Source organism: bacterium (assembly GCA_016700035.1).
Classification (GTDB): Bacteria; Patescibacteriota; Saccharimonadia; order CAILAD01.
The window spans coordinates 418645-431311 of the sequence record CP064998.1; the positions used below are offsets into that span (position 1 = coordinate 418645).

Here is a 12667-nt window from a genome sequence, read left to right on the forward strand (position 1 = left end):
CTAGTGCCTCCCAGGAGTAAGGTTAACAGCTAGATTTGGTTCAATCTTAGAGTTAAACTTCATACCCTGACTTTCAACATACTCCGTCATGACCGGCAAGTGTGACTCTAACCAAGGCTTGAGTGGGGTGAGGGCAGTTTCGGCTGAGACTTGACCAACTGTAGTAATCTGACTGAGCTTAGCGGCTACCTGACCAAGCATGGCATAGCCATTAGCGAAGGTTGGAACTTGACCAGTAGCTAAGAGCTTCTCAGCTGGCAAGCGCATAGCATCAATCTGGTCATTTAATTCCTTAGTAGTAGTCTCCATGAAGCTAACTCGTTGACTGTCAATATTACGTTCAAAGCTGAGAGTAGCTTGAGCTTGTTTGTTTAAGGAACGTAAGCGCCAGCGAGCCCGGTAGGTAAACAGTACCATTAAGCCAGCAAAGATAGTTAGACAGATGAAGACTCCCACAGTGTAAGGGTTCAAGCCCATGCGGCCAACTACTAGAATAACAATCTCAAAGATTAACATTAGTGCCACTGTACTAACTACTGGCAACCAAACTCCAGTTCGTCGCATTAAGTGGGGGAGATCTTGTTTATCTAGTTGAACTAAGCCAGCACTGGCTTCAGTGGAGTCTTGGTTAGCTTGGAGCAAGTTAGCGGTATCATGACTCATAATCTCTAATGAGGCACCAATTACTTTAATCTCATGGGCCATGTGGGGTAGGGCAGTCTGAGCTAACTCTAAGCTACCTCGCATAATTTGCAATGGTGTATTGAGGTAATGCGAGCTTAGGTTAACAAAGTCTGCTCGCAACTGCTTACTAACTCGGTAGCGTCTTAAGAGTTTGTCTAAGTGATTATACACTTGCTGTTCGCGCCAGGTTTGGTAGAGGTAGAAGATAGCTAGCGCTACTAACAGAATGAGTAAACTAGCTGGTGCATAACTAGCACTGGGACCGAGGGCTCCGATGTAGCCACGAAGTTTTTCGGTGAAGCTACCACTACCATCTTGCACTCGTTGGGGAGCTGGAGTAACACTTGGCTTTGGCTTATACACTGGTGTACCAGGAACTGGCGTGTTGGTTCTGGTGTCAGTGGTTGGAACTTCGGGATCCGGGGTTGGGGTAACAGTAGTGGTTGGTGATGGGGTGGGGTCTGGTGTAACGCTTGGAGATGGTGATGGGGTGGATGGAGTGAGGGTAGTGCCAGACACCGGGCTAGTGTAAGGGCTAGTACCTACACTATTAATGGCTGCCACTCTAAAGTCATAGCTAGTGCTGGGGTTTAGGTTAGTTAGTACATGGGTAGTTGGTAATGGACCTTGGGTTGGAGCATTAATCCAGGTACTACTAGAAGAGGCTTTGTACTGGACTTGGTAGCTGGTGATGGGGCTATTACCATCGTCAGCTGGTGGTTGCCAGTTGAGCTTCATGGATGTAGTGGTTACATCCGTGATGGAGGGAGAGAGAGGGGCGGAGGGGGCTGTAGCTGGGCAGTCTTTACCGGCATCATTTATTGTCCAGCTTTTGTTAGTGATGATGCTTTGGCGTTGAGCTTCAGCATTACAGTATTTGCTAGTGCCAGCATCAAAAATAACTGAGCTTTCTAGGTTTTGAGCAGACCAAGCAATGAGAGTAGCATCGTAGTTGGGGGTGGAGAGGCCAGATGGATTTGGCGTATAAGATTCATCGACGGGATATCCTAGTACTGACGACATCATAATCCAAAAATCATCCTTTTCTTGTTGAGTCCATTGGCTATAAGACTTACCTAGCTGTATTTCATTATCAGTAATAGAAGCTTGTACTATGTCACCAAACATACCCTGCATACTTACTACATTACTGATATTCCAACTATCTAGTGATTGGTCAAAGCTCGTTGTGCTAGAAAACATGCCTTGCATTTCTATTGCACTGCTAACATCCCAATTATTAAGGGGCTGGTTGAAGTCAGTAGCACCTGCAAACATACCATTCATACTGGTTACGCTGCCAACATTCCAGTCATTTAAAGGTTGGTTGAAGGTATCGGCTTTAAAAAACATACTGATCATATCTGTCACATTGCCAACATTCCAGTTATTTAGAGGTTGATTGAATCTAGTATAAGCAAACATACCTCCCATATCTGTCACATTGCCAACATCCCAGCTATTTAAGGGCTGGTTGAAGGCGCTACTTTGCATAAACATACCGTCCATCCTGGTTACATTGCTGACATTCCAATTATTTAGGGGTTGATTGAAGGCGCTGCTTTGTGCAAACATAAATCTCATATCTGTCACATTGCCAACATCCCAGCTATTTAAGGGCTGGTTGAAGGCGCTGCTTTGTGTAAACATATATTGCATGCCTGTTACATTGCTGACATCCCAATTATTTAAGGGTTGGTTGAAGGCATCGGTTTCAAAAAACATACCTTCCATATTTGTTGAATTGCTGACATCCCAATTATTTAGTGGTTGATTGAAGCTAGTACCACCTGCAAACATACCTTTCATATTTGTTGAATTGCTGACATTCCAATTATTTAGGGGTTGATTGAAGGCGCTGCTTTGTGCAAACATAAATCTCATATCTGTCACATTGCCAACATCCCAGCTATTTAAGGGCTGGTTGAAGGCGCTGCTTTGTGTAAACATATATTGCATGCCTGTTACATTGCTGACATCCCAATTATTTAAGGGCTGGTTGAATGAACCTGCTTCCGTGAACAAATTTGATACATCGGTAACATTACTAACATCCCAATTTTCAATATTAGAATTAAAACTTGATGCCCCTTCAAACATACTAACCATGCCTGTTACCTGACTTAAGTCTGGCGTATCAGTGGCAGTAAAGGTTGTAATATTCTTAGCGTCACGGAACATTTGACTCATATCCTGCCAGGCAATATCGCCCCATTGTTTGACATCTATAATCTTTTCTTGATCGCCATTAGATTGATACATGTGTGGGAAAGTGCCAGTTATGGCAATGTCATATTCACCGGCAGAACCATAGGTACAAGTTACGTTACCGGTTTGATTGGAGTGTTCTGGAGTCCCATCGTTATTGCAATCTACGTTGTAGTTATATGCGTAGTTGCCATTAGTAGGAATGGTGTATTGGTTATTGTTGCTAATGCCGGGGTTGTCGGTTTTGACACGCATTATGAAAGGATCTTGAGGGCAGCTTTCTCCACTATCGTTGATTGTCCAGCTAAAGTTAGTGATGATACTTTGGCGTTGAGCTTCAGAATTACAGTATTTGCTAGTGCCAGCGTCAAATGTGACCGAGCTTTCTAGGTTTTGAGCAGACCAAGCAATTAAAGTAGCGTCGTAGTTGGGGGTGGAGAGGCCGGATGGATTGGGTACATAGGACTCATCGACAGGGTAGCCTATATACCAAGACATTTGCCACCAAAAATTATCTTTTTCAGCTTGAGTCCATTGAGCGTAGGATTTACCAAGTTGCTGTTCAAAGCCTTGTTTAGCAAGTAATATATAATCGCTAAACATGCCTTGCAAACTTGCTACATTACTAACATTCCAGTTAGCTAGCGATTGATCGAAGCTTGTTGTGTTAGCAAACATACCCGTCATGACTGTTACATTGCTAACGTTCCAGTTATTTAGGGGTTGATTGAAACTAGTATTGACTGCAAACATTAAACTCATATTTGTTACATTGCTAACATCCCAGTCATTGAGAGGTTGATTGAAGGCACTGGTTCGCCATAACATAAAGCTCATATCTGTTACATTGCTAACATTCCAGCCGTTGAGTGGTTGATTAAAAGATGTAGCAAAGGCAAACATACCTTCCATATTAGTCACAACACTCGTATCCCAATTATTTATATTTTGATTAAAATATTGAGCACCGGTAAACATGTTCTCCATTGTTACAACACTGCTTGTGTCCCAGTTATTGAGGGGCTGGTTGAATGGTACGCTGCTTTCGGCCATTTCCCATCCAAACATCCAAGACATATCAACAACATTGCTAACGTCCCAGTTATTGAGAGGTTGATTAAAGGCACTAGTTTCCATAAACAATTGACTCATATTTGTAACGTTACTAACATCCCAGTTATTTAAAGGTTGGTTAAAGCTGTCTGTTCCATAAAATAAGCCGAACATATCAACAACACTACTAACATCCCAGTCATTGAGGGGTTGATTGAAGGCATCGGCATCTTGAAACACCCGGTGCATACTGGTAATGTTACTAACATCCCAATTATTTATATTTGTATCAAAGTTTGTCGCGTTAGCAAAGACGTTATCCATACTGGTTACCTGGCTTAAGTTTGGGGTATCTGTAGCGGTAAACACAGATATATTTGAAGCACCAGAGAACATTCCAGTCATATCTTGCCATTCAATATCACCCCATTGTTTGACGTCTATAATCTTTTCTTGATCGCCACTACTAGGTTGATACATATGTGGAAAAGTGCCAGTTATAGCAATGTCGTACTCCCCGGCAGAACCATATGTGCAAGTAACATTGCCAGTTTGGTTGGTGTATTCTGGAGTACCATCGTTATTGCAATCTACGGCGTAATTATATGTATAGTTGTTATTAGCAGGAATGGTGTATTGGTTATTGTTACTGGCACCGGGGTTATCAGTTTTGACGCGCATTATGAAAGGTTGTTGAGCACAAGCACTGGTTGTAAAAGTTTGGTCTTGGCCATAGCCAGTGCCATAACCGTTGGTAGCATATGCTCGGTAATGATATGTTGTGCCACAGGTTAGCCCACTTATATTAGCAGTTATTGTCCCAACATAACGCTTCAGTCTATAACCTAAGTTGTCTTGGATGTAGAGATTACCGTTAGGACTAAATGCAAGATCATGCGGGAATGTAAATTCTGTTAGCCCTGAGCCACCACTGCCGAACTGCGATATGTAAAAACCATTACTGCTAAACTTTTGGACACGGTGATTAAAGAAATCCATAACATAGACATTGCCGTCTTTGTCAATCGCTGCATTGCTAGGATGATTGAATTGTCCGTTACCGCTACCACCGCTACCCCACTTAGTAACGTATGCACCTGTAGAATCAAATTTTTGAATGCGATTATTATATGTATCGGATACATATATATAGCCAGATCCATCTACAGTTACACCATGTGGTTGACTGAACTGACCGTTACCACTACCATTTGAACCAAATTTCATGAGGAAGTTGCCATTAGAATCGAATTTTTGAATACGATTATTATCCGTGTCGGCAATAAATATATTATCGCTATCATCTATGTAAATACTGGTCAGAGCATTGAACTGTCCATCGCCCGTTCCGCTAGAGCCCCACTTAGAAACATATACCCCACTAGGGTTAAATTTCTGAACTCGATGATTGTGTGTGTCTGCAACGTATATACTGCCTGCGCTGTCAACTGCCACGTCGTTTATAGCACTTAATTGTCCATCACCACTACCACTGACGCCAAACTTCATTAAAAAGTTACCGTCAGCATCAAATTTTTGAATACGGTGTCTCTCTGAATCTGCAACGTAGACATTACCACTAGAGTCTGTAGTAATACCATAAGCAAAGCCAAACTGACCATCGCCAGTTCCGCTAGAGCCATGAGTGGTAATTGTGGCACTACTGTCGGTGGCTGTTGAGCCATAGCTGTTAGTTGTACCATATTGAAATCCACGAGCTGTAATTGCATCTGGCGAAGTAACACCGTTTAGGGTAGCGGATACATCTGTAATATTTGTTGCCGAATTTGTATCAACTTGCGGTGCGCGAGTAGAGGCACAATCCTGCCCGCCATCACTAATTGTCCATGAATGATTGGTTATAATATTCTGGCGCTCAGTAGTAGAGACACAGTATTTGCTGGTGCCTCCGTTAAATGTAATTCCGTTATTTAAAGCTTGCTGACTCCATGCGGTTAGCGTTGTGTCATAATTACTTGTTGAAAGCCCTGATCCACCGGAAAACATATTTGACATATTAGTTACGTTACTAACATTCCAGTTATTTAACGATTGATTGAAAGATGTAGCATAATTAAACATACCCGACATATTAGTAACACTACTAACATTCCAGTCATTTAGCGATTGATTGAAAGATGTAGCATAATTAAACATATTTGACATATTAGTTACGTTACTGACGTTCCAATTATCAATAGATTGATTAAAGGTAGTGTTATTAAACATTTCCCTCATATTAATAACGTTACCTGTATCCCAATTGTTAATGGATTGATTAAACGACTGCGCACCATAAAATAACATGTGCATATATATCACATTGCTTACGTCCCAATTATTTAGGGGTTGGTTGAATGATTTTGCATTGTGGAACATGCCACTTATATTAGTTACATTACTGACATCCCAGTGGTTTATATTACTATTGAAACTGTTCGCAACACCCGCACCAGTGAACATAGATGACATATCGGTTACTTGACTTAAGTCGGGAGCATCAAGTGCTGATATCTGGAATACACCCGGAACATCACCCTGATATTCAAATGACTGGCCCATAGATTTCCACTGGTTCGTTCCCCATTGTAATACATCAAGAACCTTTCTCTGTCCGACTGCAGTGTATGCGTGAAAGCTTGGGAATAAACCTGTAATACTTATTTCATATTGGCCTGGTACTCCGTAATTGCAGGTATAGTTGCTGGTTTGATTTGTGGCTTCTGGAGTACCGTCATTATTACAGTCAACGGTGTAGTTATAGGGTGAAGCTGTAACTCCTATTGTAAACTGATTATTACCGTTTGAACCTGGGTTATCTGTCTTAACCCTAATTATAAACTCCCCAGGCGCCCAATCGCCGTTGTAAGTAACCGAGTTGTCAGTTGAAGTTGATGCTTGGTTAGTGCCACTAGCTATGTTCTGGGCTGAGATTAGTTCTTGGGCTATGGTTGGGATGATGGTTCCTGCACTGGTAGCTTGGATACGTACTTCATAGGTTGTTTTGTTGAAGGTTCCGGCTTCGGTAATTGATTGGATTTGTTGTCCTGGTGCAGTACCACCTAGAGTTATGTCTGGGTTAGTAAAGGTAGCCTCATCAATAGCTTCATTAAACTGCACGGTAAAGACAGAAGTATAGGAAGGGTTAGCATCAGGGGTACCAGTTTTTTGATTTATTGATACAGTTAAGCTACCCGGAGCTGCCTTACTGTCATGACGGTCATTATATAAACCGGCATATAGAAAGCTAATTAAGGTAATTGCAATAGCCGATAAGAAGATGAAGAGTCTTTGACCTGAAGTAATATTAAGCCGTTGTTTTAACTTCTTCTTAGAACGACGCCGGTGCTCAGCCTTATTTACAGCATCAGTAACAGACTTCTTATTGCTCATAGGATCCAAGCTTGGGGCCTCCCACAGATTAATGAGTCATCACCAGAAGAGACACTTAAGCCACACCAGCCATAGCTAGAATACTTAAGGTTTAACCTAAGACATCTGCCCCTCTGGCAAAAGGCTGTAATTATATTTAGTTTATATCTCTCCATCACCCTCAACAACATTCTTAAAATACCTAAATGCTTATCCTTAAATTATAGTTGTTTGATGAGGGAAGGGGAAGGGGAAGGGGGGATGTTTGTTAGGGAGAGATGTTTATTGGTTGGTTGTGTATTCGCTTATATTCTCAAGTACATATTTTTGCAAGTCTTCTATATATTTATCGTCCTCATCGGTGGCGCCAGCACACTCGCTCTGCCAATATGTACCAAGCCAGACTCGATACCACTGATTATGAATTTGCCTATGCTGCTCTTTGAGTGTCATATCAGATCCTTTTATGACTGCCTCAGCGATAGCTGTATCGACAGGCCAGATTGCCACCGGATACTCACAGCGATTAAAATAAGATTCATTATTATCTCGAATAAGATAGCGTTTGGATACCCCAGACGGTAAGTTAATTGGTTCAACTTTATAACTCAGCCCGCGCATGGCTGGGTCTTGCACCGATAACGAGGATCCCGTTATCGCCAGAACGAAGGGCTTGTCTGAAGCTACTGGGCGACTGAAGCCCAAATAAAATCCATATAGTAGTGAAATTACCGCAAGTATAGCTATTGCAATAATAATTCCAGGCAATAGCCTCAGTCCATGTTGCTGATATCGTTTATGTTGTTTCATACTTACAACAAATTAATTGCTTATGCTCTTTAAGTATAGTGGAAATTAACGCACTTCACTACCGGTTAACAGAGCGTTCTGTTGAGGCGTTATATTCGGCTAGCTCTTCTTCTAATTTATGCTTTTTATTATCTAGATAGTGCATTAAGTTTGTGATTGCAGCACTTAGAACTAAGTAGAAAATAATCGCAAAAATAGCTGAGATATCAAGATAGCCGGTTTCACCAACTGGCTTGGTGGGGAAGATACCGCGGAACGGCGCCATTAGGTCAGTTGTTACATTGTAAACCCATTGCACAAATGGAGTACTAGGGTTGGCCGAGAATAGTAAGAAGAATACTCTAAATAACAGCAGTGCGTTTGCAAAATATAGAAAGCCGTTGGCAAAATAGGCTACAGCTCGACCAAAAGTAACTGTCTGTAAGGTTGACTGGGGGTTTTTCTTATCGCTCATATTAAAACTTATTCCTTTCTATATAATTTCTTAAGTCTAAGTATACTCGCAAATTCGAATTTTTATTAGTCGTATTAGTTGGGGGAGGTAGTATAATATATATGTAAGTAAAGGAGTTAAAGATGAGAGGTCCGATCGACTATATTGTTATTGGCTTTACTGGTAACAGGTTTAAAGGTGACATATTAGCTGAGCTAGCAGCTTCAGTTGAGCAGGGTGTAATATCTGTGCTTGACTTAGCTGTTATTGCTAAGGCTGAAAATGGGAGTGTGGCAAAGGTAGAATTGGTTGATGTTGAGGGGTTAGAAAATATTCTGCCGGCTAATCGAGAAGAACTGATTAACGAAGATGACATCGCAGAAATTGCAGATGTGCTGGATGATAACTGTTCGGCTGGACTGCTAATTATTGAACATCTGTGGGCAAAGGGATTAAAGAAGGCTATTTTAGATGCCGATGGAGTGCTGCTAGCTGAGGGACGTATTCATCCAGATGCATATACAGAAGTAATTGAGAAAGGAGCAAACTAATGCCGGGATTATTGCGAGGTATGGCCAGAACAGCAGTTGTTGCCGGAACTGCCACAGCAGTTTCAAACCGAGTGAGCCGAAGACAGGCTAATAAATGGGCAAGTGAAGAGGAACTACAAGCACCTGCCCAAGAGACCCCTGTATCCCAGGGTGATGATCCGTATGTTGAGCTTGAAAAACTCGGCCAACTGAAGGCGGATGGGATCATTACTGAAGAAGAATTTGCAGCTAAGAAAAGGCAACTTCTAGGTTTATAGGTTAAATAAAAAATAGGCACTCCATGTAGGGGTGCCTATTTTTTATTATTTTGGCGAGCCTGATAGCGTTCGATGCGGTGAGTTGCTGCCCCTTTTACTAAGACATTGAGCGTGGCGGCAATGATACCGACACCAAAAAGTACATAGAAGATTGTGAATAATTTGCCAATTTCAGTCTTTGGAACAATATCACCATAACCAATCGTAGTAAGGGTGATGGTGGAAAAATATAAGGCATCAAGCCAGGTTAAACTTTCGGTATAGTGATAAAAAACCGTACCAATACTCAATACAAAGACGGCTATAAAAGCAACCCATCTAAAACGCTTGGCGGTACGCAGTGCTTCATTCATGATATGTAATATTGTATGCCACTTATACTATTGTGTAAAAATTGACAACTATAGCTTCATATTTTATAAATAACGAGCACACCTTGAAGTAAGCGCAAAACACAAAATAGTCACCTTCAGCGCGCGCATGCGATGCACGCCAGCAATGACTGCGTAGTGGTACAGCCCACCAGAACTACTGAGGCCTTTATTGTAAGTTGACTATATGTGTGGTACGATACTAAACCGTTTTGCACCTTACCCAATAGGAGAATGATGTCTGCAGTTCACCGCACACATTTACTACATAAACAGATAGTAAATGGGCTAACCCTACAGAAAGCAACTCCAATGTGTCAGATTTGTTGGGGTGTTGCAGATGAGTCTGGGAGAGGGATAGAAGAAACATATCTAGCCATTAGTGACCTGATTGATATTGGAATCTTGAACTTTCGGGCACGCGCTTTTTTGCCGGAGCAAGCCGAATCAATGGCTGTCATATCGATTAACCATTATGGTAGCTACCTGTTTGATGAGCTATTGGATCTGAGTATTTCGACTAAAGCACTATCTCGTAGCGACACCATGCTCACGGTGCTTCAGACCTGTGGATCATCTACGAAAGATGAGCTATTTAAGCAGGTGGCCTTTGTTAGACGACCATCACGCTATAGTTACGCATCTTTCGTACTTACACTACGATACCTCTCGATGACGGGCAGGGTGGAGATTATTCAGCCCAAGGTTGATACCCCAGTTTATAGCGTCACACAAGATGGCCAAGCTAGACTTAAGCGTATTCACAAGCAGGTGGCTGGCGATAATCACCTATAAAGTTCTAGTATTACTAAAAAAGCAAACCCCATTAAGAGTGGGGTTTTTACTATTGTGTTAATTAAAAAATTATATTAAAATACTTCTCACGTCCAAACCCCATGGAGGAACCTTGTCATCAGAACGTCAAAAGGCTCAGGTGCGTAGTCGAATCCTGGAGATCCTGGGATCATGCGAAGAGAACGGATGTCATAACGCAACTTTGATTGGTCGCCTGCAGACCATGCGCTTCCCGCGCCGGGTTTATACTAGTGCCATCCAGTCGCTCCAGGCATCTGGGCAGATCGTGCGCGTAGCGTGTGGTGATAGCTATCGTTGGCATCTCACCGATCAACCCGTCACCGCATCCTGACCTTTACCCTAATCTGAGGCCTTTTCACCCAGTCATCTGGGTAATTAAACCATAGCTTTCACGCAATATGTGAAGGCTATTTTTTTACAGTTTTTTTACGTGTGTGCGGTCTCTTAGGTGTAGCCTTACTTAAAGATGGTTTTTTATTGGCCGACTTGGTAGTTTTCTTGCTTAGGCTGTCATTAGTTGATTTTGGACTATTTTTTTTAGATAGATCTAAGCCCGTTAAGGCTGAACTGGTTGCTGTAATAAGATAATTACTCGGTGCTGAAAGTTTTTCCTGAATATCTTCGGCAACTTTTGAATCAACCGCCTCCAATAGTACACCCTGTGCGCCACCAATTAAGTCAAGTTGCACATAGCTTGATTTGAGAAAACGATCAAATGGGTTAGAAACAATTGTCATTTTTTGAATATGGCCATAATCTACGATGGTTGTACGACGAGTCGGCCAGCCAGCCTGGATAACTACACCTTTTGGAGTAAAAGTGTAGTTGGTTGTAAAAGCTGAAATAATTGCGCGCAGTAGAGAATATAGACTTATCGCTACTAAAAATACAGCCATAACGCGTGGCAGGGGCGATAAAAATGCTCGCCCAATATCTTGGTCGGCCATCCCAAAAATTTTGGCTGAGCGAATTAGACCAATGGCTGTAGCTCCCACCATAATAATTAGAACCCATAATATAAACTTTTTAAAAGTCGACCACCAGTGATAACCAAAGAAGTATAAAAAGGCCCAGCGTGAGAGCTTGATAGTGGTTTCTTTACTGGTTGAAGAATTTTTACGCTTTTTTGCCATATTCTTATTACAGTACAACTTTTAGCTTTAGTCACCAAGCATAAGTGGGGTGAGGGGTGGACTAGAAAATAGCTTGAGATAGGTATTACAATGTAGGTATGTCCAAGGAAAATTTTTCTTACTACCGAGGTGAACAATTTGTGGTCTGGCAACAAAAATTCAGCGTAGAAGAGTTTGCTCAAGAGTTTAATATCTCACCATACTCAGCTATGAAAATTCTACTAAACATGGAGTCTGCCGGCCTAATTAATGAAACAAATACACCCGGGACATTTAAATCCTGCATTTCAAAAGCCAGCAATGCCAATGAAGCTAATGCTGAAATACATCAGCTCTTAGGGGCGGCAACTCGCTACGTACGTGATTTTGGCAGTACGGATGCAACATTAATGGCAAAAGCTCTTTTTATTACCAAAAAACAGGCTGGCCAGCTACTTAAAACCATGGCTGCAGTAGGGATTGTTGAACAAAAACCTATGTACCAAGCGCTGACCGAAGAAGACGTTCGTGCTCGGGGTAAGAATTGGTATCATCCGTTTACTTCATCGGTACAGTTATTGGATAGTGAAGGCTTGAACCAGATGGTCTTTCATGCCGACAGTGATGCAATATATCCTGAAGTTGAAAAATATGTTATCCAAACTGGCTCCGCGAGTGCAGCGCAACTTCAACGTCAATTTCATATTGGCTATGCGCGTGCCGCACGCTTACTAGACAACTTAGAGGAAGCAGGTGTAATAGGGCCAGCAAATGGGCCTTTACCGCGCCAGGTTTTCCGTAAGCCACCAATTGATTTTGACATGGGCGGAAACGAAGCTGATGATAAGCCGTGACCTACAAGAATAATTTATAGGTTAAGGCACCATAGAAGTACTACTCTATAAAAAGATTTTTAAGATATTACAATAGCTAATTAAAAGTCTATATTTTGATGCCTACTTGAGAGTAGCGCTAATTGTGGGTATGCTGTAAAGCATAA

Annotated in this window: 9 protein-coding genes; 4 read left to right on the plus strand and 5 right to left on the minus strand. The window is 41.8% G+C overall.

What is annotated here, in order from left to right; translation table 11 throughout:
• The 3 genes from IPM44_01970 to IPM44_01980 all read right to left on the minus strand — a co-directional run bounded on the left by IPM44_01970 (position 1) and on the right by IPM44_01980 (position 8581).
• The gene (locus IPM44_01970; protein ID QQS27321.1) at positions 1 to 7338 is read right to left on the minus strand and encodes a BspA family leucine-rich repeat surface protein; all 7338 of its coding nucleotides are present in this window, start codon (positions 7336 to 7338) and stop codon (positions 1 to 3) included.
• A gap of 261 nt (positions 7339 to 7599) precedes the next feature.
• Positions 7600 to 8127, minus strand: coding sequence for a hypothetical protein (locus IPM44_01975; GenBank protein ID QQS27322.1), 528 nt, complete (start codon positions 8125 to 8127; stop codon positions 7600 to 7602).
• Between the two features lie 58 nt (positions 8128 to 8185).
• Complete coding sequence (locus IPM44_01980) at positions 8186 to 8581, minus strand: YggT family protein (GenBank protein ID QQS27323.1); 396 nt, start codon at positions 8579 to 8581, stop codon at positions 8186 to 8188.
• A gap of 122 nt (positions 8582 to 8703) precedes the next feature.
• Here IPM44_01980 and IPM44_01985 point away from each other — a divergent pair, with 122 nt between their 5' ends.
• Together IPM44_01985 and IPM44_01990 are read left to right on the plus strand one after the other, a co-directional pair.
• Positions 8704 to 9111, plus strand: coding sequence for a DUF1269 domain-containing protein (locus IPM44_01985; protein QQS27324.1), 408 nt, complete (start codon positions 8704 to 8706; stop codon positions 9109 to 9111).
• Positions 9111 to 9368, plus strand: a complete 258-nt coding sequence (locus tag IPM44_01990) for an SHOCT domain-containing protein (protein QQS27325.1) — start codon at positions 9111 to 9113, stop codon at positions 9366 to 9368. The genes IPM44_01985 and IPM44_01990 overlap by 1 nt, the downstream gene beginning before the upstream one ends.
• A 35-nt stretch (positions 9369 to 9403) precedes the next feature.
• On the opposite strand, the gene IPM44_01995 is transcribed toward IPM44_01990, so the two are convergent.
• The gene (locus IPM44_01995) at positions 9404 to 9721 is read right to left on the minus strand and encodes a two pore domain potassium channel family protein (GenBank protein ID QQS27326.1); all 318 of its coding nucleotides are present in this window, start codon (positions 9719 to 9721) and stop codon (positions 9404 to 9406) included.
• A gap of 252 nt (positions 9722 to 9973) precedes the next feature.
• Between IPM44_01995 and IPM44_02000 the strand changes: the two genes are divergently transcribed.
• The gene (locus tag IPM44_02000; GenBank protein ID QQS27327.1) at positions 9974 to 10534 is read left to right on the plus strand and encodes a hypothetical protein; all 561 of its coding nucleotides are present in this window, start codon (positions 9974 to 9976) and stop codon (positions 10532 to 10534) included.
• A gap of 428 nt (positions 10535 to 10962) precedes the next feature.
• On the opposite strand, the gene IPM44_02005 is transcribed toward IPM44_02000, so the two are convergent.
• Positions 10963 to 11688, minus strand: coding sequence for a PH domain-containing protein (locus tag IPM44_02005; protein ID QQS27328.1), 726 nt, complete (start codon positions 11686 to 11688; stop codon positions 10963 to 10965).
• Positions 11689 to 11786: 98 nt separating this feature from the next.
• Between IPM44_02005 and IPM44_02010 the strand changes: the two genes are divergently transcribed.
• The gene (locus IPM44_02010; protein QQS27329.1) at positions 11787 to 12521 is read left to right on the plus strand and encodes a hypothetical protein; all 735 of its coding nucleotides are present in this window, start codon (positions 11787 to 11789) and stop codon (positions 12519 to 12521) included.
• The last annotated feature ends 146 nt before the right edge of the window (positions 12522 to 12667 follow it).

Bases quoted from the DNA above. Each gene is read 5' to 3' on its own strand.
- IPM44_01995 (QQS27326.1), bottom strand. From the start codon at position 9,721: ATGAATGAAGCACTGCGTACCGCCAAGCGTTTTAGATGGGTTGCTTTT.
- IPM44_01975 (QQS27322.1), bottom strand. From the start codon at position 8,127: ATGAAACAACATAAACGATATCAGCAACATGGACTGAGGCTATTGCCT.
- IPM44_01990 (QQS27325.1), top strand. From the start codon at position 9,111: ATGCCGGGATTATTGCGAGGTATGGCCAGAACAGCAGTTGTTGCCGGA.
- IPM44_02005 (QQS27328.1), bottom strand. From the start codon at position 11,688: ATGGCAAAAAAGCGTAAAAATTCTTCAACCAGTAAAGAAACCACTATC.
- IPM44_02000 (QQS27327.1), top strand. From the start codon at position 9,974: ATGATGTCTGCAGTTCACCGCACACATTTACTACATAAACAGATAGTA.
- IPM44_01985 (QQS27324.1), top strand. From the start codon at position 8,704: ATGAGAGGTCCGATCGACTATATTGTTATTGGCTTTACTGGTAACAGG.
- IPM44_01970 (QQS27321.1), bottom strand. From the start codon at position 7,338: ATGAGCAATAAGAAGTCTGTTACTGATGCTGTAAATAAGGCTGAGCAC.
- IPM44_02010 (QQS27329.1), top strand. From the start codon at position 11,787: ATGTCCAAGGAAAATTTTTCTTACTACCGAGGTGAACAATTTGTGGTC.
- IPM44_01980 (QQS27323.1), bottom strand. From the start codon at position 8,581: ATGAGCGATAAGAAAAACCCCCAGTCAACCTTACAGACAGTTACTTTT.